Source organism: uncultured Devosia sp., from assembly GCF_964244875.1.
In the GTDB taxonomy this organism is placed as follows: Bacteria; Pseudomonadota; Alphaproteobacteria; order Rhizobiales; family Devosiaceae; genus Devosia.
On the sequence record NZ_CAXTKA010000011.1, the window covers coordinates 71,893 to 97,808 of the forward strand.

The following is a 25,916-nucleotide window of genomic DNA, read 5'->3' on the forward strand; positions in this document are numbered from 1 at the left end:
CGGGAGAAGGTGCCCGAAGGGCGGATGAGGGGTTTCTCTCTGCCATCGCAGCCCCCTCATCCGGCGCTGCGCGCCACCTTCTCACAAGGGGAGAAGGGAAGAAAGCGCGGCGAGACGCAAGAGTCTGGAGGCCTTTTATGGCAACGCTTAATATGCTGCATTCCGAGCGCAAGCCGGACAAGCTGCGCTCATTGGGTATCCTGGCGCTCAACGGCATGTTCGACGAGATGGATGCCGTCGGCGTCTTGCGTCAGGCGGCCAACGAAATCCTGCCGGGAGACCTCGCCATCGTCTCCTCGTTCGGCGCCGACTCCGCTGTGCTGCTGCATCTGGTGGCGCAGGTCGATCCGAATCTGCCGGTGTATTTCCTCGAGACCGGTAAGCATTTTCCCGAGACCTTGGCTTATGTCGAGACGCTCAAGAAGCAGCTCGGCTTGATGAATGTCATCGCCATTCATCCCGATCCGGCCGATATCAAGCGCTTCGATCCCAGCGGCGAATTGTGGGAAACCGATCCGGATTCCTGCTGCCATATCCGCAAGACCGAGCCGTTGGAGCCAATTACCGAGCAGTTCGGCGGCTGGGTGACCGGGCGCAAGCGCTTCCAGACCGTGGAACGCGGGGTGTTGCCGCATTTCGAATTGACCAGCGATGATCGCATCAAGGTCAATCCGCTGGCCTATTTTTCGGATGCCGATGTCAACCAGTACAAGATCGATCACGGCTTGCCCGAGCATCCGCTGTTCTCTAAAGGCTACAAGTCGATCGGCTGCGCGCCTTGCACCTCGGTGGTTGCCGAGGGAGAGGATCCGCGCGCCGGACGGTGGCGCGGCCTCAACAAGAAAGAGTGCGGCATCCACTTCGATTTCAACGGAGCGATCGCCTCGCCAATGAACGCCGCCAAATTCACCCTGTTCAAGGATGGCGCTTTCATCGCCGACCCATTCCATGCGTGGGAAGACGGCGACGACGCCGCGACCGCGCGCTACAAGCATGTGCCGTTGCCGGTGTTCCTGGCCAATCGCACGGCGTTTGTCGGCAACAGCGCGCCCTTGGGCTTGCTGGTGTCGCCAGGTGAGAAAATCGAGGACGTGGCGCAGGACTTGTCGCGCTTTTCCTCGGTGGCGATCAGGTTTCCCGCCTTCACCGACGGAAGGGGCTATTCGACAGCCCGGATGTTAGCAGAACGCTATCATTATGCTGGGGAAATCCGCGCCGTGGGTGACGTGTTGCAGGACCAGATTCCGTTGATGCGCCGCTGCGGGGTCAATGCCTTCGTGGTCACGCACCAGCCGACGCGGCAAGCCCTGGAAGAGAACCGGCTGCCGGAAGTCGCGATTTTCTACCAGCCGGTCGGCGTGACCGAAGTGCCCGTGGGCACGCGGCCGTACCTGCGCCGGGCAAAGTGACTTTATCATCCACCGCGTCATTCCTGCGACGGCGCGAACCCATTCTCAGGCGTGCGGTCAACCATGGAACCCCGCGTTTGCGGGGATGACGCCGAGAGTAAATATGGGTTTCGGCCCTACCAACCAGACTTGAGACCCTTATGAGCGGAACTGAAATCGTCACCGATGTGGTCGTGATCGGCGCGGGGCCCTGCGGGCTGTTCGCGGCATTCGAGCTCGGGCTGCTCGATATCAAATGCCATTTTATCGATATTCTCGATCGTGCCGGCGGGCAATGCGCGGAGTTGTATCCGGAAAAGCCGATTTACGACATTCCCGGTTTTCCGGTGGTGACCGGGCAGGCGCTGGTCGACAACCTGATGGCGCAGATTTCCCCGTTCGCGCCGGAGTTTCACTTCAACCGCATGGTCAATTCACTGGTCAGGCAGGATGACGGCTCGTTCGTTTTGACCACGGATGCCGATGAGGTGTTCCGGGCCAAAGTGGTGGTGATCGCGGCGGGCGGTGGCTCGTTCCAGGCCAAGCGGCCGCCGGTGCCGGAGATCGAGCAATACGAGAACACATCGGTGTTCTATTCGGTCCGCAAGATGGACGATTTCCGCGACCAGGACGTGGTGATCGTGGGGGGCGGGGACTCGGCGCTGGACTGGACGCTGAACCTGCAGCCAATCGTGCGTTCGCTGACGCTGGTGCATCGGCGCGATGCGTTCAAGGCCGCGCCGGCATCGGTCAACAAGATGAAAGAGCTGGTGATGGCGGGCAAGATCCAGTTCATGCTCGGCCAGATCGCCAAGCTGGACGGGGCGAACGGGCAGATCGACCATGTCCACCTGACCACGGATGCCGGAGATCTCTCGGTGCCGGCGACGCGGCTGTTGCCGTTCTTCGGGTTGACGATGAAGCTGGGGCCGGTGTCGGATTGGGGGCTGGAGCTCAACGACAACCTGATCGCGGTGGATACCGAGAAGTTCGAGACTTCGGTGCCCGGCGTTTTCGCGATTGGCGACATCAATGCCTATCCGGGCAAGCTCAAGCTCATCCTTTCAGGGTTCCACGAAGCGGCGCTGATGGCGCAGCGCGCCAAGAAGATCATTTCGCCCGACGAGCGCGTGGTGTTTCAATATACCACCAGCTCCACCAAGCTGCAGAAGAAGCTCGGGGTCGCCTGATGATCCTCAATGTCACCGACCAGGCCGGGGAGCAGCACGAGCTGGAAGCGCTCGAGGGCTGGCGCGTCATGGAAGTGATCCGCGATTGGGGCCTGAACATCAAGGCCGAGTGCGGCGGGGCGCTGGCCTGCGCCACGTGCCACGTCTATGTGGATGCCGAGTGGTTCGATCAGGTCGGCGCACCCAGCGAGGAGGAAGAGGACATGCTCGACAGCGTCGGCGATGTCCGCTCGAACTCGCGGCTGAGCTGCCAGATTTTGATGAGTGATGCGCTCGATGGGCTCACGGTGACGCTGGCGCCCAGTGCGGCCAAGGATGAGGCTTAGGTAGGCGTCGTCGTTGCATTATGATTGCCTAAACCGCCCCAAACACGCCGTGGATTTTGGCGGACATCTTGGCCGGGCCATGCCCGGCCTTTCCATTACTCCGCCGCCGCCGCGATCGCCAGGTCGCGCGCACCGTGGTGGTCGATGAACGCGGCGAACTTGGCGAGATAGCCTTCGAGAAAGCCGCGGGTGGTGTCGTCGGTGATTTCGAAGTGGTCGTCGATCAGGCCGGGCTTGAAGTTCAGGTAAACTTCGGGCTGGCCCATGACGATCAGGTCGAACAGCGGCAGGATGGTGCGCAAGTGGCCCTGGCCGGGCGCCGTCCCCGAGGTGCCGGGCGTCATGCCGACCAGCGATACCGGCTTGCCCAGCCAAGAACTCTGGCCCCAGGGCCGCGATCCCCAATCGAGCGCGTTCTTGATGACGGCAGGGAAGGAGCGGTTGATCTCGGGCATGACGATGAGAACCGCATCGGCTGCCGACACCTGCGCCTTGAACCGGGTGACGGCCTCGGGCGGGTTGTCCCAAAGATCATTGTTGTAATGCGGCAGGCTGGCGATATCGAGATAGTCGAACGCAAGGGCCGGAGCGGCGAGTTTTTCCAACGCCTTGGCAAGGCTGGCATTGATGGACTTGCGGCTCAGGCTGCCGAGCAGGACGGCGACGATTTTCATGGAAATCTCACTAGTATCTATTGGTAACTGACGCTATATGAGTGACTGTGAAATTCGTCGCAAGACGGCACTTTTTCGATACGTCAGGTACCAAAATGAAACCAATGGAACTGCATCACGACTGCCGCCCCGTCGGCGAAATCCTGCACCAGATCGGTGGCAAGTGGACGGTGCTGATCATTACCAAACTGGCAGGCGGGCCAATGCGGTTCGGGGAGATCAAACGGGTGATCGGCGGCATCAGCCAGAAGGTTCTGACCGCGACCTTGCGCGATCTCGAGATGGACGGCTTTGTGACGCGGACGGTGACGCCGTCGATACCGCCTCGGGTGGATTATGAGTTGACCGCTCTGGGGCAGGATTTGCAGCGCCCGCTCGACGCGATCGCGCAATGGGCCACCCAGAACCGGCCTAGGGTGCTCGATGCGCGGCGGCAGTATTTCAGCGAGCATCCCGACGCCATGCCCATGCGGGGCGGCCGTATTCCCGAATCGCGGCAGGCGGCGGAGTAGGGGCTAACAAGACAAAGCCCGCCGGCGTGTTGTCGCCGACGTGGCTGATTGTGACGCGAATTGGGTTCGGTGCTGTGTGGCAACCGGCTTGTCGCCTTCTCCGGCCCGGAAACTTGCTGTTCCGGGTCGGGCATACAATCGCATCTTCCCGGCGCCCTTAGGCGCCTGGCTGATCCTTACTTAGTCGTCGGTGAGGCTGAACGTGGTGTTTTCCTGAGGAGCAGTCGCCTTGACGGTGGAGTTCACCTTCACTTCAGGCTGGCGAACGGAGTAGTCCGAAGCGACAACCTCACAGCTGAAGCCCTTGGTGTTGGCTGCGGTCGATCCATCCTTGGCAAGGTCGCTATCGTCGGCAATCGAATAGAACGACTGATCGGGGGTCAAGCAACCAGCGGCAAAAGCGGAACCGGCGCTGGCAAAGATACCAAGACCAACTACCGTGGCGACGGAAACAGACTTCAGATAGGTGTTCATTTACTTTTCCTTTACTTTAACCCAAGCCCTCATGACGGCGTTCCAGATTATCTGGACAGCGGCGGTGGAGGCTGATCGAGACTGATTTGTTTATTATCGTCAGTCTCATAGCCAAACAGGTAGGTAGGGGGCTAAGGGGTTTCAAGTTAAGTGATGTCCATGATTTGGACAGGTCAGCCAAGGATCGGCGTGCTGCTGATAAATAAGCGATCCGAGAGGCCCGGATTTTCCAAAAGTATCTTTAGGGAAACCGGCCCAAATTCTCGGATATATTTTTTTTGCATAGCAGCTATGAAATTACTTGGTGCCTTGCGCGACCTTGACCAGGTCGGGGATGTAATCACGCACCACGGGCTGGGTTTGCGTTCCGAACGGCAGGGGTCGTACCACGCGCATGGCGGCGATGCCGACTCGGACTGTCATCAAGCCATTGACCACGCCTTCGCCAAGCCGTGCAGAAAGTTTGGCGGCCAGACCCTGACCGACCAATTGCTCGACAATGCCGTCGGTCAGCACCAGGCCGCCGGTAACGGCCAGATGGGCCAGGATAGCGCCGGCAAGGCGCCAGAACCCGAAAAATCCGGGACGGGCGCCATAAAGGGCCGCGATTGCCCCCGCCAGACGCACGCTTTCATAAACCACGAAAGCGATATCGACCAAGGCGCGCGGCGATATTGCGGTGACCAGCGCTACCCGGCGGGCGGAGGCCGCTGTCAGGGCCTTGGCGCGGGCATCGAGTGGCACCATCAAGCCGTTTTCGGCCAAGGCGAGGATTTCGGTGCCATCGAACAAATGGGGCGCGTGGTCGGTTACGGCTTGGCGGGCGCGGGCCAGATCGGGGCGGCCGGCATAGATGGCGTCAAGCGTAGCGAGTACCCGGCGCGCGTCGTGCTGATCGTTGCCGGCGATGGCCTCTACAGCATCGCGACGCAGCGTATCCAGGACGCGCAGCCGGCGCAGGGCTGCAACTTCGCGGATGGCCAGCACGAGGAGCGCCACAAGAAAAATGGCGAGCACCACAAGGCCGGCCCAGCCAAGCCATGGATTGTTCGCGAACAGGTCTTGGATCAGGCGGTCGGCGGCAAGGCCAAGGCCGGCCGAAACCAGGATGCCGCCGGCAGTCCAGGCGGCACGCGCCGCCCAACCCATCCGCCGGGGTGGCGGGGCCACCAGGGCTTCATCGGCTGCCGGAACGAACTGGGCTTCGACGATTTCAGCCTCGGTGGCAAGAAAGGCGCGGGGCAGGCGGACCGCGTCGTCCCGATGGGGGGACGGGGCGGTGGGACGAGCGATCGGGCGCTTCATTTCAGCCAATCTCCAAGGAGGAAATCCAGCGCCCGGTCGAACCGGATATGGGGCAGGATCGGATCGCCGGCGGCGTTGCGGTCCAGCTTCTGCGGCGGCACGAAGCGCAGGAAATTGAGCGAGACCGGATTGCCATCTTCAAACAATGAGTCCGGCCGCTCCGGCAAGTCGCCGGGAAACAAAGCGATTTCGGTCTTGCCGTCATAGCTGATGCCGTCGAGCACTTCGCCTTGTATCGGCGTGCCGATGATGGTGGGCAGGGTCTGGCCGGCTTCGCTGATAGTGCCCTCGCGTGTGGCGCGGATCGCCGCCAGGGCGATGGAGCGGGTTTGCGCGCCAACGAAGCTGGCGCGCCGGCTCGCTTCGGCGACGAGGCGGTTGAGGATGGACTCCAGCCGGTCATGGCTGGTGTGATGGACATGGTCGGCCTTGGTCGCGGCAAACAGGATGCGATCGATCTTGCGTACGAACGGCCGCAGCAGCGGATTGGTGTCGCCTTGGCGAAAGCAGGCCAAGACCGAGGTCAAAGCCGTTTCCAGATCGGCCACTGCGGCGGGCCCGGCGTTCAGGGCGCGCAGGGTATCCACCAGCACGATCTGGCGGTCGAGCCGGGCGAAATGGTCGCGAAAGAACGGCCGCACCACCAGATCCTTGTAAGCCTCGTAGCGGTGCTCCAGCATGGTGTAGAGGCTGTTGCGCGGTGGCTGGGCCTGGGGCGGCAGTGGCGCGAAGGTAAGGGCGGGCGAGCCCTCCAAGTCACCCGGCAAGAGGAACCGGCCAGGCGGCAGGGTAGAGAGCGCGCCATGCTCGCGGCTGCGGCGCAGATAGTCGGTGAAGGCGGCGGCCAGCTTTTCCGCATCGGGATCGTTGGCGTCCTGGCGGGGATCAAGGCGCGAGAGCATGTCGAGGAACGGGGTCGCCTCCCTGCCGGAGCCGGGTCGCCGTGCCCGTTCCAGCGCCTCAAGGCTCCACTGGGCAAAATTCATGCCCAGGAGCGGCAGGTCGAGCAGCCATTCGCCGGGATAATCGACGATATCGAGATTGAGCGTGGATGGCCCGCGCAGGCCCGAGAACCAGGCGGTGGACTGGTATTTGAGCACGATGCGCAATTGGGAAATGCGGCGCGTGCTTTCGGGCCATGTCGGCGTTCGGCCGGTCAGGGCTTCCAGATGCTGCTCGTAGGCAAACCGGGGGATCGTCGCTTCGGGATAGTCGGCCAGCCGCGCGCCGATGAAGCGGCCCTGTGCCAATGGCGTGAAGCCTGGAAGGCGCCCTCCGGTCAGGAGGTTGTGGATCAGCGCGGTGATGAAGATGGTCTTGCCGGCCCGGCTGAGGCCGGTGACGCCAAGGCGCAGGGTCGGCGTGAAGTTGCCGGCGGCGGCGTCGGCGAGATTGCTGAGCGCGATGCCCAGTTCATCGACGATCGTGGTCGGAGATTGTGCCAAGCGATCATCCTCGGTGTGCGGGGGAGAAGGTAGGGGTTGGGGGCGGTAATGCAAGGGTGGGATTGTGGGTTGCCTGCGCGTAGCTACCCCCACCCTCCTCCCCCTGGCAGGGGGAGGGGATCGCTCCACTATAGGAAACTATCCAGTTCAACCCACCGGCAGACTCCTCCTCTGGTAGGGGAGGTTGGGTGGGGGTCTGCTCGGCGACCCGTCCTAAACCCCGATCTCCCCGATCTCATAGGGTGTCGTCTGGTAAATCTCGTTGATCCAGTTCTGGAACAAGAGGTGGGCGTGGCTGCGCCAACGGTTCTCGGGCTCGGCACTGGTGTCGCCATTGGGGAAGAGATTGGCAGGTGGTAGGGTGTCGAGGCCGGCCTTGCGGTCGCGTTCGTATTCGTCGGCCAGCGAGCGGTTGTCATATTCGAGGTGGTTGAGGAAGTAGATCGCGCGCTGCTTGAGGTCGCCGAGCATGCAGACGCCGATGTCCGCATTGTCGATGAGAATTTCGAGGTCGCCGCCCAGTGAAGCGCGGTCGACGTCGTTGATGCGTGACACCGGGATCATCGGGCTATCGGAAAAACCGCGCAGGAAGGGCGAGCGATCGCCGGTGATGCGGTGGCGGAACACGCCGAACGCCTTTTGCGCCATGCGATGGCGCCGAACGCCATGGAAGTGGTGCAAGGCCGCCTGCGCGCCCCAGCAGATGAACATGGTGTGGTGCACATTGGTCTGGGTCCAGTTCATGATCTCGACCATTTCGGACCAGTATTTGATGTCCTCGAACGGAATGTGGGCGATCGGCGCGCCGGTGACGATAAAGCCATCGAACTTGCGGGTCCGCACCTCCTCCCAGGTCTTGTAGAAGGTGTTGAGGTAGTCCTCCGGGGTGTTCTTGGCCTTATGGTCGCTGACCCGCACCAGGGTCAGCTCGATCTGCAGCGGCGTCGAGCCGATGAGCCGGGCAAACTGGGTTTCGGTGCGCTCCTTGTTGGGCATCAGGTTGAGCAGGCCGATCTGGAGCGGGCGGATGTCCTGCCGCGCGGCGCGGGTGGAATCCATCACGTTGACGCCCTCGGCCTCAAGCGTCCGGCGGGCGGGGAGATGATCGGGAATGCGGATAGGCATGGTGACCCTCTTTCGGGTTCAGTATTGGCGACAAAGGCGCGATGCAGGCCGGCGCGTCTCCAGGGGGAGGACGCGCTAGCGCATTCGGGCTTCGATCGCTGCTGCCATCAAGTCGATGAATTCGTCGCCGTCGCGCACGATGGCCAGGTCGGAAGCGTCCACCACATAGCCGAAATTGTCGGCCAGCGCCTGGTAGCGCGGCATGCGGTCATGCAGCAGCGCCTCGAAGCTCCAGGCGCCAAAGCCGTGTGGATCGACATCGCAATCGTCGGCGACCTTGTTGAGCGTCTTGTATTCCGCCCATTTTTCCAGGAGGAAAGCGGGTCGGTAATAGAGCGGCTTGGGGCTGGCGCGGAAGCGGCTGATCAGTTGGGCGGCGTCCTTTTCGGTGCCGCGGATATAGAGCAGGGCCGTGCCGGCGGCCAGGGTCTGGATCACCGGATCGGCGGGATCGGCGGGATCGACGACCTCGATCAGCGAGCCACCGGTATCGGCGATGAAATCGTCATAACCGTAAAGCTGGCGGGCCCGGTCGATGAAATGGGGTACGTCGCCCAAGGCGGCGATTTCAGCAATGCGGTGCTGCTCCTGGCGGCGCTGGTATTCCTCAAGAGGCAGTCCGCCCCGGTCGGGATTGCCGGGGGTGCCGAGATAGGTGGAAAGCGGATCGAGATTGGCGAAGGTGATATTGGACGAGATGTAGATCGAATCCGAGCGCAGCAGCTCGGCCAGGAAGGGGTTCTTCATGGCCTCGCGCTTGAAATTGTCAACGATGTACTCGCCCATATAGCGCGTGCCGATGCGATAATCGGCCGAATAGTGAAACCAGCTGGAATGGCGCAGGGTGGCGCTGAGGCGGGTCTTGCCGACGCCGGCCATGCCGAACACGGTCACCGCGCGCCGCGGCGATGCAATGAACTCGTCGGCGGATTTGAACAGCATCGCGACCCTTTTGCCCGCAATGTCAGTGCCGCGAAGGCGGGGATGACGGTGCGGGAGAAACAGGCTCTGCGTGTACTGGAATGACGTTCATTTCACAAGCAGGCGGCAATTTCTGCCGCCGGCTCGGACTCAATTGCCGGTGCGGGACCGGGGAATGCAGGGTCCGAGGCGGATTCATCAATTGGTTCAGTGCGTAACGCGGTTGGCATCGGGCTTGCATTGCTGGTCCCGAAATGCGTCGCCAGGCGCCAAATGGGATCACGGAGTTTTTGATGGGCATTTATGGGGCTCTTTCCAGTGCGGTGACCGGCCTTCGGGCACAAGCGCATGCGCTGGAGAACATTTCGGGCAATATCGCCAACTCGCAGACGACGGGTTACAAGCGGATCGAAACCGATTTCCTCGATTTGATTCCCGATGCGCCGATCAAGCGACAGGTGCCGGGCGCGGTGCTGGCGCAATCGCGTGGCACCAACGACGTGCAGGGCGATATCAAGACGGTTTCCAACGAGACCTTCATAGCGCTCAATTCCAACGGCTTTTTCGTGGTCGAGCCCAAGGTTGGGCAGTCGGACGGCAATGCGGTGTTCTCGGGGAGCAATTTCTTCACCCGGCGCGGCGATTTCGAGATCGACAAGGACGGCTTGCTGGTCAACGGCGCCGGCTATTACCTCAAGGGCCTGCCGATCGACACCGTGACCGGCAATATCTCGGGATCGGTGCCCGAGGTCATCAAGCTGTCCAACGCGTTCCTGCCGGCGCAACAGACCAACCGGATCAACTACCAGGCCAACCTGCCGCAATTGCCCAAGAATACGGGCTACAACGCCACCATTCCGGGCAGCGAACTGCTTAAATCGGGCAGCTATGCGGGCGTAACCGCTACGGCGGTGGGCGATGCCGTGACGCCGGGCAGCAATGCCGCCGCCACCGTCGCTGCCGGTGAAACGCTGACGCTCAATGCCGGCGGCGGCGCGTTGACGTTCGAATTTTATGATGGTGCCGCAGGGGCGTTCGTGCCGACCACGGCCGGCAACCGCGGTATCGACGTGCGGACCAGCCCGGCGGTCACCATCGAAGCGGCGCTGGCCGAAATCCAGGCGCAGTTCCGCGCCGATGGCGGCCCCAATGCCGCGAGCGCCACGATCGGCGTCGTCAACGGCGTCATCACCGCCACGTTGGGCAACAACAAGACCTCGGTGCTGACCACGGGCGGCACCGCCGATCTCGGCTTCACTCCCGGCGCCAACAATCCAGTGCCGCCGCCGGCGCGCCTGGCCACGATCAGCGCCGCCAACGACGCGCTGTTCCAGTCCAATTCGCTGACGGGTGGCGCCATTACGGTCTATGCGCAGAATGGCGCGCCGGCCGCGGTGCAGTTGCGCTGGGCCAAGATCGACAGCGCGGCGACGGGCAGCGCCGATACCTGGAACCTGTTCTACATGTCGGACAGCGCGGCCACGGGCGCCCAGCCGAAATGGACCAATGTGGGGCAAGACTATACGTTCGGCCCCGATGGGTCGCTGGTGGCTCCCGGCGTGCCGTCCACGGTCATCCAGGACCTGACGGTCAATGGCGTCGTCATCGGCGATGTGGACCTGGAACACGAGTCCAACGGCATCTCCCAGTTCGCCGACGTCAACGGCACGGTCAGCACCTCGACGCTGAACCAGAACGGCTATGGCGCGGGCGAGTTCGTGTCGGTGGCGATCAATGACAGCGGCCGGGTGGTGGCGAGCTATTCCAATGGCGAGCGCATCGATATCGCCCAGGTGGTGACCGCGCAATTCAACGCCATCAATTCGCTCAAGCGGCTGGATGGCGGGGTGTTTGCGGCAACGTCGGAGTCGGGGGAGGCGATTCTCGATCTGTCCGGCACGGGCATTATCGGCGGTTCGCTCGAAGCCTCCAACACCGACATCTCGGACGAATTCACCAAGCTGATCGTGACGCAGCAAGCCTATGCGGCCGGCACGCGCATCGTCAGCGCGGCCGACGACATGCTGCAGGAAGCGCTGAACATGATCCGCTGATCGCGGAGCGTAATTTGAGTCGGGACTAGCACGGCCCCGACCGGACCATTGTGTGAGGAGCCCCAGGGATGGGTCTTACAACGTCGCTAACCAATGCCGTGTCGGGTCTGCGCGTCAACCAGGACGCGTTGGACATCGTCAGCCGCAATGTCGCCAATCAGGGCACGCCGGGATATCATCGGCAGTCGCTCAACATCGTCGACTACAACTCGCAAAATTCCACCTATGCGCGGACCGCGGGGGCAAGCCGGGCGTTTTCCACCAGCCTTCAGACCTATTACACGCGGCAGGTGTCCGATACGTCCAGCTCGGCGGTGCAGGCGACCTATCTGGACCGGCTGCAGGGCACATTGGGCAAGCCTGGTTCCACCGGCTCGCTCGACACCCTTTACGGGCAGTTGCAGAATGCCTTGCAGACCTTGGCCACCAGCCCGGACGACTACACCGCACGCGCCGGCGCCGTTTCGCAGGCGCAGACCATGGCCGAGCAGCTGAACCGGCTGTCGAGCACCATCCAGGGCATGCGCCAGGAAACCGAAGGCCAGATGGCCTCGGACGTGCAGAACCTGAACGGCATGCTGACCTCGCTGCAGGAGGTCAATGCGCGCATGCTCGATCTGGGCATGGGCGACACGGCGCGCTCGGCGTTGCAGGACCAGCGCGACCGGCTGGTCTCATCGGTGTCCGAACTGATCGACGTGCAGGCCAGCTATCGCGGCGACGGCACGGTGGCGCTGATGACGCGCTCAGGCGTTGGCCTGCTCGACAACGGCCTGTCCACCTTCAAGTTCGAAAGCGCCGGCAATCTGGCGGCGACCTCGGAGTTCGACCCCGATCCGAGCAAGACCAAGGTCGGCAAGCTGACGCTGACCACTCCATCGGGCCTGACGATCGACCTGGTGGCGTCGGGGGTCATCCAGGGGGGCGAGCTGGGCGGGCTGATGACGCTGCGCGACCAGACCCTGGTCGAGGCGCAAGCCCAGCTCGACGAGATCGCCAGCGGACTGGCACAGGCATTTTCAACCATCCAGACTGCCGGAACCCCGGCGACTTCTGGCACCGCGTCCGGTTTTGACGTGGATCTGGCCAGCATGGCTCCCGGCAACGACATGTTGCTGACCTATACCAATGGTGGGGTCGAAAAGCGGGTCAGGGTGGTCAACTCCACCCAGGCGATGGATTACATCGATGCCAATGGGCAGCGGGTGCTGGGGATCGATCTTTCTGGCGGTGCAGCCGGCGCCGCAGCGGCGTTGAGTGGGAAACTGCCGGGGCTGGCGATCACCAGCACCGGGGCCGACACCTTACGCATCCTCGATGGCGGGGTCGGCGGCACCACGACAGTCAAGCTGGCCACGACGCGCACGACGGCTGCCGGAACGCAAGGGGAGGGCCTGGCCCTCTCGCTGTTCGTGGACGCGGGCAATACGGCTTTTACCAATAGCCTCGAAGGCAACCCGCCGCAGAAGCAGGGCTTTGCCGCACGGATTTCGATCAATTCGGCAGTCCTGGCCGACAACCGGCTGCTGATCCAGGACGAGGTCGGGGCCACGCTCGGCGATGCCGATCGTCCCAACTTCCTGATCAAGCAGTTGGCGGATTTGAAGTTCGTATCGGGCGGCGATCCCGTCGCCAGCAAGGGGCGGTTCCAGCTCAGCGGCAATCTGGGCGAAGTGATCAACCAGACCATCACGTTCCAGGGCTCCTCGATCGCAGCGGCGATTACCAAGTATGACGACCGGCAGCTCACTCTGGACACCGTGGTGCAGCAGATGGACGAGGAATACGGCGTCAATGTCGATGAGGAAATGGTGCGGCTGACGGAGTTGCAGAACGCCTATTCCGCCAATGCGCGCGTGGTGGGAGTGGTCAAGGAACTGCTCGACGCCCTGTTCAACGCGGTCTGAGGAGCCTCACCATGATCGTCAACAAATCGATGTTCCCCGTGCAGGCCGGTTTTTCGGTCATCTCGCAGATGCAGGACCGGTTCGCGACGCTGCAAACCCAGCTCGGCACCGGCGAGAAGTCCAGCACGCTGGCCGGCATGGGCCGGGACTTGCCGATGTCGCTCAGCGTGCGCTCGCGCCTCGACAAGATCGAAGGGTTTTCCAGCAATATCGACACAGTCAATCTGCGCCTCAGCTTTCTCGACAATACGCTGACGCGGTTCGACAAGATCGAAAGCGAAGCGCGCTCCTCGGCGGTGCAGGGCCAGTACGGCACCGGCAATATCAACATGGCGACGCAGCCGGGCCAGTCCCAGGCGCGGCTCGACGAAGTGGTGACGCTGCTCAATTCGGAGGTGGCGGGGCGCTATCTGTTCGGCGGTTCCAACACCGATCAGGCGCCGCTGCCCACGACCGACGTGCTGCTCGATGGCGAAGGGGGCCGTGCCGGCTTCAAGGCGGTGGTCAGCGAGCGCAAGGCCGCCGATGCCGGTGCCGACGATCGCGGCCGGCTCGCTACGGCCCATGCCGCCGGCAGCACCGCCGTCAGCCTGACCGAGGATGGCGTGCATCCGTTCGGCTACAAGGTCTCGAGCGTGTCGAGCACCAGCGGCGCGGTTTCGGTGACACAGCCGACAGCGCAGACCTTGCCGGCCGGGGACGGGATCAGCGTGACCTTCGCGCCGACACCGGCGGCCCAGATCGCAGCAGGCCATACTGTTTCGGTCGGGCTGAGCCTGCCGGACGGCACCCAGACGCAAATCACCATGAAGGCGGTGACGGCGGCCGAAGCCACCGGAAACGTCAATGAATTCGTGATCGGCGCCGATGCGGAGGCCACCGCAGCGGCATTCGAAACGGCATTACAGGGCAGTCTGCAAGAACTGACCGGCACGACGCTGGCGGGGGCCTCCACTTTTGCCGCATCGCAGAACTTCTTCAATGGCGCGGGTGAGCCGGTGTTGCGCGTCGCGGGCAATCCGGCAACCGCCACGGCGCTGCGCGTCGGCACGGCGGCGGATACCGTCATGTGGTATGCCGGACAGAGCCCGGCGATCAGCGCCGCGGGTCTGGGGCGGCTCGATGTCGCCACCAGCGGGGATACCACGACGCTCAGCGAACGGGCGCCGGCTTCGGCCAATTACGGTTTTCAGATCACTGGCGTTTCAGCCGACACTGCCAATATCGACACCAGCTTTACCGCCGCGGACCCCAGCACGCTCGGCGTGGCGTTCACCAACGTGCCCAATGTCGGCGAAACGGTGACCCTGGGCCTGGCGCAACCCGACGGTACCACCCGTTCCGTGTCGCTGACGGCGGTTACCGGCAAGGCCGGGCCCGGCCAGTTCTCGATCGGCGCCGATGCCGATGCCACGGCGGCCAATTTTTCCAAGGCGCTGACGGGGGCGCTGACCGAAGCGGCCACGGTGGCACAGGGCAATCCGCGCCAGAGCGTTTCGGCACAGGTCGATGAAAACACCCGCACCAACTATGGCCTGCAAGCCAATGAGAGCGGCTTTCTGGCGATGATGCGCAGCTTTGCGTCGACGGCCGTCACCACCTATCCGGACAGCGATTCGACCTCCAAGGGGCGGTTCGACGCCATGGCGATCCGGCAGCAGGACGCGCTGTCGGAAGCGCACAATACTGAGCCGGGCTCGATCGAAATCATCACCATGGATCTGGGCATCGCCCGCTCGACCGCCGACAATGCCACCAAGCGGCACACCGACTACAAGACCCAACTCGACAACCTCTTGAGCGACGTGGAAACGGTCAGCAAGGAAGAAGTGACGCTGGAAATCCTGGCCTTGCAGACCCGGCTCCAGGCCAGCTACCAGGTCACTTCGATGCTCAGCAAGCTTAGCCTGAGCAACTATCTCTGATGGAAAGTTGGATGGCGTAGGCGGTAGTACGCTGCGAGATACTCGTTCCTCGGGGAAGAAATACGCCCGATGACATCGGCTGGCGCCGGATCACCTCGCCCGCCTGGGAGCGGTCGGCGCGATGGCGCCGGGTGAGGGGTGCGATGTTTTGGCCATGGCCGAGGGGCCTTCACCCCTCACCCTAGCCCTCCCCCCGCGAGGGGCGAGGGGACGAAATAACCAAAGCTGCGGTTCATAAACGGCAGGCTTCCCTCACGTAGAGGGAGGCTGTCCGGCTGCGTTCAAAGGATCAAAATCAATCCTAGTTGCCGCGCAGGCCTGCGGCGAGTTGACGGTTGATGTTGATCAGGGCATCGAGCTTGCCGGGATTGGTCGGGCTCAGCAGCATTTCGCGGGTTTCGTTCAGAATGTAGATACCCAGGTTGGCGACGTTCTGGCGAACATCCTGGGGCAGGGCGCTATCCTCGCGCGTCACCGAGGTCATCAGGATGGTCCACAGCTTGCGGTTGAAGGCCAGGGCCGTGGTGAGCTGGGTCAATTCGCTGGGCCATTCGTCGCGGACATTCTGGAGCGAAGCTGCGGCTTTGATCAGCAGGGCCGACTCGCGTTCACGCGGAGATTCAACTGTCTTGGCCGTCTGCTGGTAAGCTTGGGCGCCGTATTGCTGCATTTTCTATAAGGTCCCGCTCGTACTGGATTAGCTGCTTTGCCGACTTCAGTGCTTTGTACAATGTGCCAGTTAAGATGTCGTTATTGATCCGATCGATAATGGCGGTCGTTGATGGCGCAGCAGTAACCATGTCGTTGATCAAAGAGAAGTATTCCTGGCGCAGCACGTCGGTGTTGTTCTCGATGTACATGATCTGCACGGCCAGGTAGATGCGCTTGGCGGGCGTGTCGGCGGTGCTGGGCGTCAGGATGTCCTTTTCGCGCAGGATGGGCGCCTGTCCCTCGATGAACAGCCGTGTGCGCTGCTCGGAATTGGTGATGATGCAATTGCCCACCAGCAGCTTTTCGCCGGGCTTGAGTTCGACTTTGAGCGCCATGGGCTGATTCTCCTCGAGAGTGCGTTGCCTTTAGCACATTTGGCCGGTCGGCAGGATGGCGAGCCGTGCCGGGGCAGGGTACAAAGGAAAAAGGCGGGCCGAAGCCCGCCTTTGCCGTTTTTTGCACTTGCCGTGCGGATTAACGCAGCAGCTGGAGCACGTTCTGGTCGCCCTGCGAAGCCAGCGACAGAGCCGAAGTCGACAGCGACTGGCGGGTCTGCAGAGCCAGCACGTTGGCAGCTTCCTGGTTGGCGTCGGCCAGGGTCAGGTTGGCAGCACCGGTCTCGAGGGTGTTGATAACCTTCTTGGTGAAGTCTTCGCGGTTCTGCACGATCGACAGGTTCGAACCGAAGGCGGAGGACTGCGTACGGACCTTGTTCAGCGCCGTCTTGACGTTTTCGACGAGGCTGTCGATCTTGGTGTCGCTGTCGAGATCGGCAGCCACCAGCGTGGTTTCCACACCCAGGGTCTTGGCGTTGATCGCCTCAGAGTTCTTGGAGTGGATGTCGATGGAGGAGGTGCCGGTTTCGTTGAAGGTGATCTTGAGGTTATCACCGCTCAACAGGTTGGTACCGTTGAACGAGCCATCGTCGGCCAGCTTGTCGAGCTGATCGCGCAGCTCGTTGTACTGGTCGGCCAGATCGCTACGGACCGTGTTGCCACCAACTTTGGCCACACCGCTCGAAGCGCCGTCGAGAACACCGGCAAGGCTGGCGCCATCGACGTTCAGTTCGCTGGTCGAAAGGTTTTCGATACGCAGCTTGCCGTTGTCGTTGGAGGCCCGGATCTTGCCCTTGAGGGAGGCATTGTTGTTGATCTCCGACACCAGTGTATCGGCGGTCTTGACCGCGGCAAGCGAGCCTTCAACGCCATTGGTTGACGAGACGTTGCCGGTGCCGAAGCCGACCGCGGTGGCAAGGGTGCCGCCCGTGATCGTCAAATCGGCGCCAGAGGCCAGCGACAGAGCGACCTGGCCGCTGGAACCATCGGCAGTCAGGCCGGTGATGCCGGCGGCTGCGAAGTCGGCGGCGACGGTTACGGCAGTGGCGTCAAAAGCGGCGTTGCCGTTCGTCGAGGTCAGGTTGGACGAACCGAAACCGATAGCCGTTGCCGTGGTGCCGGTGGTGACGGTGATGTCAGCCCCAGAAGCCAGGGACAAAGCCAGTTGGCCGCCCGAGACCGTTGCCGTGAGGCCGGTGATGCCGGCGCCCGAGATATCAGAGGCGACCGTTGTGGCGGTGGCGTCGAAGGCGACGGTACCGTTAGTGGAGGTAGCACCGGCGCCGGTAAAGCCGAGAGCGGCGGCAGTGCCGTTGGTGTTACCGGCAGCGTCGGCGATGACGATGTCTTCGCCCGAGGTGCTGGTGAACGCGATCTGGCCGGCGCCGTCGTCTGCCGCCAGCGTGCCAGTGCCGCCAGCAGCGGTAAAGGCGGTGTTAATGGCCGTGATGACGTCGGTTGTGGTGTCGCCGTCGGCAGTGATGACGGTGAATGGGTTACCGCCGTTGAAGGTGCCGCCCAGATCGACGGTGATGTTGCCGCCTTCGCCAACGGCAAGCGTCGCGCCGCCCGAACCAGTCAAGGTTGTGTTGACCACGCTTTGGTCGCCACGAATGTTGACGGAGGTGCCGTTGATGCTGACCGCGCCAGAAGTGAAGTTGGTGCCGAAGTTGGCACCCGCGCCGGCAAGGGTCGTTGCAGTCAAAGAGGTGTCACCACGAACAGCGACGTTGGTGCCGTTGACGCTGAGATTGCCCCCGGTGAAGTTGGTGGAGAAGTTGGCGCTGGCGCCAGTCAGGGTGGTCGGGGTGGACGAACCGGCCAGTGTGTTCAGGTTGATCGCCACCGGGGTAGCGCCGACAGCGCCGCCGGAGAACGAAAGCGACTTCAGGGTCGTGGTGCCGATAGCGGTCGGATCGATGGTGTAGGACGAGGTCTGGAAGGACTTGTCCTGACGAGCCTGACGCAGGGTCGACTGCAGCGATTCCAGGTTCTTGGTGATGGCGGTGAGGCCGTTGTCAGCCTGCTCGATGGTCTTGATGCCGTTGGCGATCGAGTCCAGCAGGTTGTTGAGGTCACCAGCGCGGCTGTTCAGGGCGGAGGCGGTGAAGAAGTTGGTGGGGTTGTCGAGTGCCGAGTTCACCTTGTTACCGGTCGACAGACGCTCCTGCGTCTTGTTGAGCAGGCTGGAAGTGTTCTGGAGCGACAGAAGGTTGGAGCGGACGGCTTTCGAAAGTGAGATGTCGGACATTTCCGAGTTTCCTTTTCTGGGAGATAGAGATTGACGCCTCTTCCTGAGACGCCCAAATGCTTGCTCTACAGATTATAAAGATTGGTTAATTGCGGCTCGCAGATGCCGCATAAATGCGCATTATCGACGCGACGGTCCGGGCGAGGCTAACAAGACATGAAAAAGCCCGGCTGCATTTGCGCCGGGCTGAAACGGGACCGCCGACCGAAGGTCAGACCGAGAAATCGCGCAACTGCAATTCGGACTCGGGTGGGATCCAAGCGCTGCCAATTCGTGCATAGACTTCGGCGATTGACTGCGGCCGGGGCGACAGCGATCCGGCAATCACGGCGGCGGCGAACATCGCGCCGGGTGGCAGCGATGGCGCAGCAGGCTCGGCCCGTTCGGGGGTGGCAGGCTGGTCGGGCGGAAACTTGCCGCCGGCGTTGGAATTTTTCGGTGCCGTCGGGGTGCTGTCCTGCAGCAATGAACGTTCGCCGGTCACCTGGCGCGAGCGGAAATCGGTCAGGGACTGCGTACTGACGACGATGGGTTCGGGCGCGATTCTGGCGACCATGATGGTATCCTTTGCGGCAGCGATGCCGTTCGCAGGATAGAGCCTTGGCCTTTACTGTAGTGTTTCCCCAGATAGATTGATTTTATTTAAATACAGCCCAAGTCAAAGGGCGCGATTGACGGCAATGCCGCGTGCCGATGCTGACGGGTCGACAGCAATGGTTCCCGTCTTGCCATAGGTGCGCGCCTTGGCCTGCTGTCCGACGATTTTGGCGACATCGGTCAACAGGTCCTCGGTGACCGTTTTGGCCGTAGCCAGCACGCGAAGATTTTCGGCCATCTGGGTGGCAAGCCGCTCATGGCCATTGTGGAGGCGGTCGATCAGGCCGGGGGCTTCGGTCTTGAGGCGAGCGGATTGCCGCTGCACAGAGCGGGCCAGCACGACGTAATCCTGGGCAAGCCGGGCCTTTTCGGCGGTCAGGCTCACCGCCTGGCGGTGCCGCCCGGCGCGCAGCAGGACCGTCTCCTGGTTCATCACGTCGACCAGGGCGCTGAGGGCGGCTTCGGCGCGCGTACACAGGTCGGTGGCGGACAGGGTGTCAAGCGCGTCAATGCGGGCTGCGGCGGTCATGGCGTGGGTGCTCCCATCAGAGTGTTCGGATTTTGTGCGGCTTCCTGCATGGCGATCAGGTCGCCCATCATCTGGTCGGCGATGCCCAGGCCGCCGTGCTGGGCCATGGTATTGGCCAGTTGTTCGGACTGCATCGAGCGCCAGGTCTCCTCGGCAAAACCGCCGCCGAAATCGCCGTCGGTCTTGATCGAGGAGAACATCTGCTTGGTCAGGGTATTGAGGAACACGCCTTCGAGGTCCTCGGCCTGCCGGTGCAGCCGGTTCATGGTCGCGGTGTCGAGGCTGGTCCTGGGCGACGTCGTAGCGTCGAGCATCATCACAGCACCTCGATTTCGGCCTGCAGGGCCCCTGTGGCCTTGATGGCCTGGAGAATGGCGATCAGGTCTCGGGGCGCGATGCCCAGGGCGTTGAGCCCATCCACCAGCTCCTGCAGCGTCACCGACTCGTTGACGACGGCCAGCGAGGTTTCGGACAGATTGGCGTTCAGCGTGGTGTTGGGTTCGACGGCGGTAACGCCCTGGCTCAACGGAGCCGGCTGCACCACCGCGGGATTTTCGGCAATGGTGACGGTCAGGTTGGATTGCGCCACAGCGACGCTCGAGACCCGCACGTCTTTGCCCATGACGATAATGCCGGAATTCTCGTCGATAACGATCTTGGCGGTCTGGTCGGTTTCGACGATCAGCTGCTCGATATCGGTCAGCAGGTCGACGATATTGCCGTTGAAGCCGCGGGGCAGGGTGACGCGCACTGTCGAAGGGTCTTCCGGTGTCGCGGTGGGAACGCCGATGAAGTCGTTGATCGACAAGGCGATACGGCGCGCGGTCGTCAGGTCGGGATTGCGCAGCGCCAGCCGCAGGGAAGTTTGCGCGCCGAGCTTGAACTCGATTTCACGCTCGATCACGGCGCCCGATGATATCCGGCCGGTGGTCGGGACGCCCGAAATGATGGTGGCGGCGTCGCCTTCGGCCTTGAAGCCATTGATGGAGACCGGTCCCTGGGCGAGGGCATAGACTTCGCCGTCGGCGCCGAGCAGAGGGGTGACGAGCAGGGTTCCGCCTTGCAGGCTGTCGCTGTCGCCCAGGGCGGCGACCGACACATCCATGCGCGAACCCTGGGTTGCGAAGGGCGGCAGGTTGGCGGTGATCATGACGGCCGCGACATTGGCGGTCCGCACGTTTTCGCCGGCCGTATTGACGCCCAGGCGCTCGAGCATGGATTGCAGCGATTGCTTGGTGAAGGGCGAGTTGTTGAGGCTGTCGCCGGTGCCGTTGAGGCCGACCACGAGGCCGTAGCCGATCAGCTGGTTTTCGCGGATGCCTTCGATGTCGACGATGTCCTTGATGCGCGCGGCCGCCGCCTGGACACCGCTCAGGGGCGCCAGCAGCGTCGCCATCGCGATCCAGAATGCGAGACCTATCCGCATCAGCTTTGCCATCGTCATGTCCCCAAGGCTGCCGCCCCATCCTAGTGGCGCCGCTTGGTGACAGACTTAGCGAAAACCGTGCCAAGGCGAGGACGGCGACATTAAGATACTGAAAGCGAACAGTTTTTATGGTTTTTGTTGTGTCGTTGCGCTTGCCGATCGGGACTGGCTTGAGCCGCTGCAGCAATTCTTGCCGGGTCTGTTAACGCGCTGTTAACGGATCACGGCAGATTTTGCCGGGATAGACCTCGCACTGATTTGAGTCCGGCTTTGCGCATCGACACCACACAGCGGATCAACGGCGTCGCTGCACGCAATCCTGCCGGCTCGGGCCAGAGCGGGGTGGCGTTTAATCCCGTAGGGGTCGATACGCCTGCGCGCGCGGCAAACACCGCGCCAGCCGCGCCCGCTGCCTCGCTGGACTACCTGCTGGCCTTGCAGGGAGTGGACGATCCGCTGCATGGGCGCAAGCGCAAGGTGCTGCTGGGCCGCACGCTGCTGGATACGCTGGAGGCAGTCAAGGCGGACTTGTTGACCGGACGGGTCAGCCCCGACCGGCTCGACCAGCTGATAGAGATGGTGGGGCAGGCCCGCGAACGCTCGGAGCCGGGGCTGGACAGCCTGCTCGACGATATCGACCTGCGGGTACGGGTCGAGCTGGCCAAGCTCGGGCGGTATCCGGCTTGAATGGCATGGGCGTCTGCCGCAGGCCCAGGGGGCCGGCCTGTCGTTACAATGTCATCGACTTTCCGCTATGGGACTGAAACACTTGGGGTGTCACAAGTTAATCACAGCGCCGTTGGCCGCTTGCCGGGTCTGTGGTGCTGGATTATAGAGGCGCGTCTAGGGGTGCATTGGAGTTGAGTCTGCTGATGTCTTCGGTTGTTGACCTTGTAGAATACCGGCCCAGTGACGACGAGCCGTTCATGAACCCGCGTCAGCGGGACTATTTCCGGGCCCGGCTCAGTGGGTGGAAGGACGATATTCTTCGCGAAAGTCGCGGCACCCTCGAGAACCTGCAGGAAGAATCGCAGAACCATCCGGACATGGCCGATCGTGCGTCATCGGAAAGCGACCGCTCGCTGGAGTTGCGTACGCGCGACCGGCAGCGCAAACTGATTTCCAAGATCGATGCAGCGCTCAAGCGGCTCGACGATGGCACCTATGGCTACTGCGAGGACACCGGCGAGCCGATCGGCATCGCCCGGCTGGATGCCCGCCCGATCGCCACGCTGAGCCTGGAGGCCCAGGAAATGCACGAGCGGCGTGAAAAGGTTTATCGCGACGAATGAATCGCTTGGCGTCAAGCTTTGAAACCATCTGTGAGGCCCGCAGCGATGCGGGCCTTTATGTTTGCGCGGCGAACAGCAGGGCGCTGTTGCCCGGCAGCATCCAGAACTGGCTCATGTCGGACGGATAGCGCCCGGAGCCGCCGTAGTCCGGGTGTTCGCTCGACCAGATCGCTTCCCAATGCCTGGCTTTAGGCGGGGCGGTCAACGGGTCGGCAATGCTGCCCATGGGGCGGTCACGGCCAAGATTGAGGAACAGCAGCCGGTCATCGCCGCCGTCCGCCGCGAAATAGCGCAGGAAAAAAGCCTCCTCGGCCAGCACGGCGCCGTCAAGGCGGGCGCCGCGTCCCTGTTGGGCAATGGCCGGCTCGCCTTTGCGCAACCGCAACAGATCGCGGTGCATGGCGACAACGCCGGCATGGCGCTCCCATTCGGACCAGTCCAGCTTGCTGGTGGCCAGGGTTCGCGGCGCGGCGGGGTCCGCCAGGGCCGCGGTCATGGCCGGGTCGGACACGCCCAGGAAATTGCGCAAATTGCTGGCCCGACCCTCGGCAACGGCCGCTGCGTTCGCGCCCTCATAGCCGGCGAAGTAGAAAAACGGCGACGAGGCGCCAAACTCCTGGCCGTGGAAGAGGCACGGGGTTTGCGGCGCCAACAGCAGCAGCGCCGTCAGCGCTCGGACCTTGCCGGGGGTGCTGAGCCTGTCCATGCGCAGGCCATGGGCCGAATTGGCCACCTGATCGTGGTTTTCAAGAAAATGCATGAAATTCCATGGCTTCAGATCGAGCGAGGCGGTGCCATAAGCCTGGTCGCGCATGTCGGAGCGCTGTCCCTGGTACAGGTAGCCGAACTTGGCCGCTGCCAGCAGTTCGCGGGCACTGCCGTCATAGTCGCGATAATAGAAGTCGTTGTGCCCGGTCAGGGCGACGCGGGCGGTGTGATGAAAATCATCGCTGGCCAGGGCGTCAAGGCCATAGCCGCCCCTGTCGGGCGCATCGACCAGGCGGCGATCCTGGGGATGGTTTTCGGCAACGATGTAGATCTGCCGGTCACCCGCCGCGGCGCGCGCCGCCCCGGCGATATCGGCGATGATGTGGGGGGTGCCGTCATCGAACAGCGCCTGGGTGGCGTCCAGCCGCAGGCCGTCGAAGTGGAAATCGCTGATCCAGTAGGCGGCATTGCGGGTGACGAAGTCGCGCACGGCAGGGGAATTGGGGCCGTCGTAGTTGAAGGTCGCGCCCCATTCGATCTTGTGCTTGTCACTGAAATAATCCGGGCTGAAGGCGGCGAACTGATCGCCGATGCCGACATGGTTGTAAACGACGTCCAGGACGACCCCGAGGCCCAGATTATGGGCATGGTCGATGAAACGGCGCAGATCGTCGGGCGTGCCGTAAAGCTGGCTCGGCGCGTAGTGCAGCACTGTGTCGTAGCCCCAGCCGTAGTTTCCGGTGAAGGCCGCGATCGGCATCATCTGCAGCACGGTGATCCCCAGGTCGCGCAACGCTTCCAGCCGTTCGGCGGCGGCGGACCAGGTGCCTTGGGGCGTGAAGGTGCCGATATGGACCTCGTAGAATACCTGGCCCTCGGCTCCGACGCCGCGCCAGTCATGGTCGGTCCAGGCAAAACCCGCGTCGGTCACCACCGAGGGGCCGGCTGGACCGTCGGGTTGCCAGCGGGACGCTGGGTCCGCCAAAGGCATAGGCAGATCGTCGAGCTGGAATTGATAGCGTGTGCCAGGCCGGGCACCGGGCACGTGGCCGCTGAAATACCCATCTGCCTCGGCTTGCAGCGGTGTCGATCGACCCTCGATGACCACTGACACCCTGCTTCGTGCAGGTGCCCAAAGGCGAAAGGTCGTGCCGGCGGGGTCTGGCGTGGCGCCGATGCCGTTATGGCCGGCCGTCATCGAGACAAGCCGGAGGCAGAAGGCAAAGCAGTGGGAGATAGGGTCAAGGTCGGCTCGCGCGCTAAACTGCTGCCGAAGTGTAACGACAGCGTCGCTTTAAGGTTCCGGAAACGGCGCTGGTTCTCAACCCAGATAACGCTGGCGCAGATGGGATCTGAACACGTCGGTGTTGAGCGGCTCGCCGGTGGCGCGGGTGATCAGGTCGGGGGTGGTATAACGCGAGCCTTGGCTCCAGATATTGTCGCTGCGCCACTGGTTGATCGCGGTAAAATCGCCCCTGCCGACATCGGAGCGCAATCGGGGATGGCTCTTTTCCAAAGCGGCCCATTGCTGGGCGGCGATCATGGCGCCCAAGGTATAGCTGGGGAAATAACCGAAGGCGCCGCCGGGCCAATGCACGTCCTGCATCGGGCCGTCCTTGGGATCGGCCAGGGTGGACAAGCCCAGATAGTCGACCATCTTGGCGTTCCAGGCCTCGGGTATCTGGCTGGCTTCCAGCTTGCCGTTGACCAGGTCCTGCTCCAGTTCGTAGCGTAGGATGACGTGCAGCGGGTAGGTGACCTCGTCGGCATCGACCCGGATATAGCCGCGCTCGACGAAATTGACTTCGGCCAGGATGTCCTCGATGTCCCAGCCGGCAATGGCATCGGCGCCCAAATGCAGGTGCACCAAGGGTAGGGCGAATTGCCAGAATTCCGGGCTGCGGGCCAATTGCATTTCCACGAACAGCGATTGGGATTCGTGAATGCCCATGCCGCGCGCCTTGCCCAGCGGCCAATGCGACCAGGGCTTGGGCAATCCCTGCTCGTAAAGGGCATGCCCGGTTTCATGCAGCACGCCCATCAGCGAGGACAGGAAATCGTCGGTGCGATAGCGCGTGGTCATGCGCACATCGGTCGGCACGCCGCCACAAAAGGGATGGTGCGACACGGCAAGCGAACCATGGGTGAAATCGAAGCCGACGGCACGCATTGCCGCCAGGCCCAGCTCGCGCTGCCGCTCGATGGGGTAGGGGCCGTTCAGCGATTTGCGCGGACGGCGCGCCAGCCGCTCGGTTTGCGCATCGAGCGCCTCGGGCACGAAATCCTTAAGGAAGCTCTTGAGACCGGCAAAAACGCCGTCCAGATCGGCTGTCCGGTTGCCGGGATCGTATTGCTCCATCAGGGCATCGTAGGGCGCGAGCTTGAGCGCGTTGGCGCGCAACTGCGCCTCCTCGCGCACCAGGGCGACGACGCCCTCGAGCGCGGGCAGGAAGCTGTCCCAGTCGTTCTTGGCGCGCAGGTCGCGCCAGAGCTGTTCGGAGCGCATGGTTGCCGCGGTCCGGCGCTCGACGAATTCGGTCGGCAGGCAGGTGGCGTTGATATAGTTGCGCTTGAACTCGGCAAGCGCCAGGCGCCGATCCTCGGAGTCGGGGCGGGCGGCCTCGATCCAGTCGGCGATCTGGGGCGCAGTGGCCTGGGCATGATACATGCCGGCCAGGTTGGCCATCGCCTCGGCGCGCTTTTCACCGCCGCCGACGGCCATATGGGTTGCCTCGTCGGCCCCCAGGATGGACAGGGCGTGTTCCAGAGCTTCGAGCTTGCGCCCCAGATCGTCGAGTTTGGCAAAGGACATTGACGGCTC

General features: G+C 62.9%; 24 protein-coding genes. 9 read left to right on the forward strand and 15 right to left on the reverse strand.

Translation table 11 applies throughout. The features are described 5' to 3' along the window. The first annotated feature begins 137 nt into the window (after positions 1–137). The 3 genes from ACFE8X_RS13260 to ACFE8X_RS13270 all read left to right on the forward strand — a co-directional run bounded on the left by ACFE8X_RS13260 (position 138) and on the right by ACFE8X_RS13270 (position 2,904). Complete coding sequence (locus ACFE8X_RS13260) at positions 138–1,409, forward strand: phosphoadenylyl-sulfate reductase (protein WP_375451956.1); 1,272 nt, start codon at positions 138–140, stop codon at positions 1,407–1,409. 140 nt (positions 1,410–1,549) lie between these two features. Further along, positions 1,550–2,578, forward strand: a complete 1,029-nt coding sequence (locus ACFE8X_RS13265; protein ID WP_375451957.1) for an NAD(P)/FAD-dependent oxidoreductase — start codon at positions 1,550–1,552, stop codon at positions 2,576–2,578. Beyond that, on the forward strand, positions 2,578–2,904 hold the full coding sequence (locus tag ACFE8X_RS13270) for a 2Fe-2S iron-sulfur cluster-binding protein (protein WP_375451958.1): 327 nt from the start codon (positions 2,578–2,580) through the stop codon (positions 2,902–2,904). Before ACFE8X_RS13265 ends, ACFE8X_RS13270 begins: the two co-directional genes overlap by 1 nt. Before the next feature lie 95 nt (positions 2,905–2,999). Here ACFE8X_RS13270 and ACFE8X_RS13275 read toward each other — a convergent pair whose 3' ends face one another. Beyond that, positions 3,000–3,578 carry an NADPH-dependent FMN reductase gene (locus ACFE8X_RS13275; RefSeq protein WP_375451959.1) on the reverse strand — a complete coding sequence of 193 codons (579 nt, stop codon included), beginning with the start codon at positions 3,576–3,578 and terminating at the stop codon, positions 3,000–3,002. A 95-nt stretch (positions 3,579–3,673) separates the two neighbouring features. On the opposite strand from ACFE8X_RS13275, the gene ACFE8X_RS13280 reads away from it, so the two are divergent. Beyond that, positions 3,674–4,090, forward strand: a complete 417-nt coding sequence (locus tag ACFE8X_RS13280) for a winged helix-turn-helix transcriptional regulator (protein WP_375451960.1) — start codon at positions 3,674–3,676, stop codon at positions 4,088–4,090. Between the two features lie 180 nt (positions 4,091–4,270). Here the strand turns inward: ACFE8X_RS13280 and ACFE8X_RS13285 are convergent, their stop codons facing one another. The 5 genes from ACFE8X_RS13285 to ACFE8X_RS13305 all read right to left on the reverse strand — a co-directional run bounded on the left by ACFE8X_RS13285 (position 4,271) and on the right by ACFE8X_RS13305 (position 9,381). After that, the gene (locus ACFE8X_RS13285; RefSeq protein WP_375451961.1) at positions 4,271–4,564 is read right to left on the reverse strand and encodes a hypothetical protein; all 294 of its coding nucleotides are present in this window, start codon (positions 4,562–4,564) and stop codon (positions 4,271–4,273) included. A gap of 297 nt (positions 4,565–4,861) precedes the next feature. Next, a complete protein-coding gene (locus tag ACFE8X_RS13290; RefSeq protein ID WP_375451962.1) occupies positions 4,862–5,869 on the reverse strand; it encodes a YcjF family protein in 1,008 nt (335 codons plus the stop codon). Next, positions 5,866–7,314, reverse strand: a complete 1,449-nt coding sequence (locus tag ACFE8X_RS13295) for a YcjX family protein (protein WP_375451963.1) — start codon at positions 7,312–7,314, stop codon at positions 5,866–5,868. The genes ACFE8X_RS13290 and ACFE8X_RS13295 overlap by 4 nt, the downstream gene beginning before the upstream one ends. 213 nt (positions 7,315–7,527) lie before the next feature. Further along, positions 7,528–8,439 (reverse strand): homoserine O-succinyltransferase, encoded by a 912-nt coding sequence (gene metA, locus ACFE8X_RS13300; RefSeq protein ID WP_375451964.1) that lies wholly within the window; start codon positions 8,437–8,439, stop codon positions 7,528–7,530. A gap of 75 nt (positions 8,440–8,514) precedes the next feature. Beyond that, positions 8,515–9,381, reverse strand: a complete 867-nt coding sequence (locus tag ACFE8X_RS13305; protein ID WP_375451965.1) for an ATPase — start codon at positions 9,379–9,381, stop codon at positions 8,515–8,517. Between the two features lie 272 nt (positions 9,382–9,653). On the opposite strand from ACFE8X_RS13305, the gene ACFE8X_RS13310 reads away from it, so the two are divergent. From ACFE8X_RS13310 to ACFE8X_RS13320, 3 genes are all read left to right on the forward strand, one after another. Continuing rightward, positions 9,654–11,414: a flagellar hook protein FlgE gene (locus ACFE8X_RS13310; protein WP_375451966.1), complete on the forward strand. Its 1,761-nt coding sequence runs from the start codon at positions 9,654–9,656 to the stop codon at positions 11,412–11,414. Positions 11,415–11,482: 68 nt separating this feature from the next. After that, the gene (flgK, locus tag ACFE8X_RS13315; RefSeq protein WP_375451967.1) at positions 11,483–13,321 is read left to right on the forward strand and encodes a flagellar hook-associated protein FlgK; all 1,839 of its coding nucleotides are present in this window, start codon (positions 11,483–11,485) and stop codon (positions 13,319–13,321) included. A gap of 11 nt (positions 13,322–13,332) precedes the next feature. After that, positions 13,333–15,246 carry a hypothetical protein gene (locus ACFE8X_RS13320; protein WP_375451968.1) on the forward strand — a complete coding sequence of 638 codons (1,914 nt, stop codon included), beginning with the start codon at positions 13,333–13,335 and terminating at the stop codon, positions 15,244–15,246. 301 nt (positions 15,247–15,547) lie between these two features. Here the strand turns inward: ACFE8X_RS13320 and flaF are convergent, their stop codons facing one another. The 7 genes from flaF to ACFE8X_RS13355 all read right to left on the reverse strand — a co-directional run bounded on the left by flaF (position 15,548) and on the right by ACFE8X_RS13355 (position 21,065). Continuing rightward, on the reverse strand, positions 15,548–15,916 hold the full coding sequence (flaF, locus tag ACFE8X_RS13325; protein WP_375451969.1) for a flagellar biosynthesis regulator FlaF: 369 nt from the start codon (positions 15,914–15,916) through the stop codon (positions 15,548–15,550). Next, entirely contained in the window at positions 15,867–16,292 is a 426-nt protein-coding gene (gene flbT / locus ACFE8X_RS13330) for a flagellar biosynthesis repressor FlbT (protein WP_375451970.1), read from the reverse strand. Before flbT ends, flaF begins: the two co-directional genes overlap by 50 nt. 139 nt (positions 16,293–16,431) lie before the next feature. Beyond that, the gene (locus ACFE8X_RS13335) at positions 16,432–18,543 is read right to left on the reverse strand and encodes a flagellin (protein WP_375451971.1); all 2,112 of its coding nucleotides are present in this window, start codon (positions 18,541–18,543) and stop codon (positions 16,432–16,434) included. Between the two features lie 211 nt (positions 18,544–18,754). Next, on the reverse strand, positions 18,755–19,099 hold the full coding sequence (locus tag ACFE8X_RS13340) for a hypothetical protein (protein WP_375451972.1): 345 nt from the start codon (positions 19,097–19,099) through the stop codon (positions 18,755–18,757). Positions 19,100–19,201: 102 nt separating this feature from the next. Continuing rightward, the gene (locus ACFE8X_RS13345; RefSeq protein ID WP_375451973.1) at positions 19,202–19,669 is read right to left on the reverse strand and encodes a hypothetical protein; all 468 of its coding nucleotides are present in this window, start codon (positions 19,667–19,669) and stop codon (positions 19,202–19,204) included. Beyond that, on the reverse strand, positions 19,666–19,986 hold the full coding sequence (locus ACFE8X_RS13350) for a rod-binding protein (protein ID WP_375451974.1): 321 nt from the start codon (positions 19,984–19,986) through the stop codon (positions 19,666–19,668). Before ACFE8X_RS13350 ends, ACFE8X_RS13345 begins: the two co-directional genes overlap by 4 nt. Further along, a complete protein-coding gene (locus ACFE8X_RS13355) occupies positions 19,986–21,065 on the reverse strand; it encodes a flagellar basal body P-ring protein FlgI (RefSeq protein WP_375452031.1) in 1,080 nt (359 codons plus the stop codon). Before ACFE8X_RS13355 ends, ACFE8X_RS13350 begins: the two co-directional genes overlap by 1 nt. Before the next feature lie 288 nt (positions 21,066–21,353). On the opposite strand from ACFE8X_RS13355, the gene ACFE8X_RS13360 reads away from it, so the two are divergent. Beyond that, positions 21,354–21,782, forward strand: coding sequence for a flagellar assembly protein FliX (locus ACFE8X_RS13360; protein ID WP_375451975.1), 429 nt, complete (start codon positions 21,354–21,356; stop codon positions 21,780–21,782). 185 nt (positions 21,783–21,967) lie between these two features. Then, the gene (gene dksA / locus ACFE8X_RS13365; protein ID WP_375451976.1) at positions 21,968–22,387 is read left to right on the forward strand and encodes an RNA polymerase-binding protein DksA; all 420 of its coding nucleotides are present in this window, start codon (positions 21,968–21,970) and stop codon (positions 22,385–22,387) included. 55 nt (positions 22,388–22,442) lie between these two features. Here dksA and treZ read toward each other — a convergent pair whose 3' ends face one another. Together treZ and ACFE8X_RS13375 are read right to left on the reverse strand one after the other, a co-directional pair. Then, positions 22,443–24,293 (reverse strand): malto-oligosyltrehalose trehalohydrolase, encoded by a 1,851-nt coding sequence (gene treZ / locus ACFE8X_RS13370; protein WP_375451977.1) that lies wholly within the window; start codon positions 24,291–24,293, stop codon positions 22,443–22,445. A gap of 123 nt (positions 24,294–24,416) precedes the next feature. Next, entirely contained in the window at positions 24,417–25,907 is a 1,491-nt protein-coding gene (locus ACFE8X_RS13375) for a carboxypeptidase M32 (RefSeq protein ID WP_375451978.1), read from the reverse strand. Positions 25,908–25,916 lie beyond the last annotated feature (9 nt).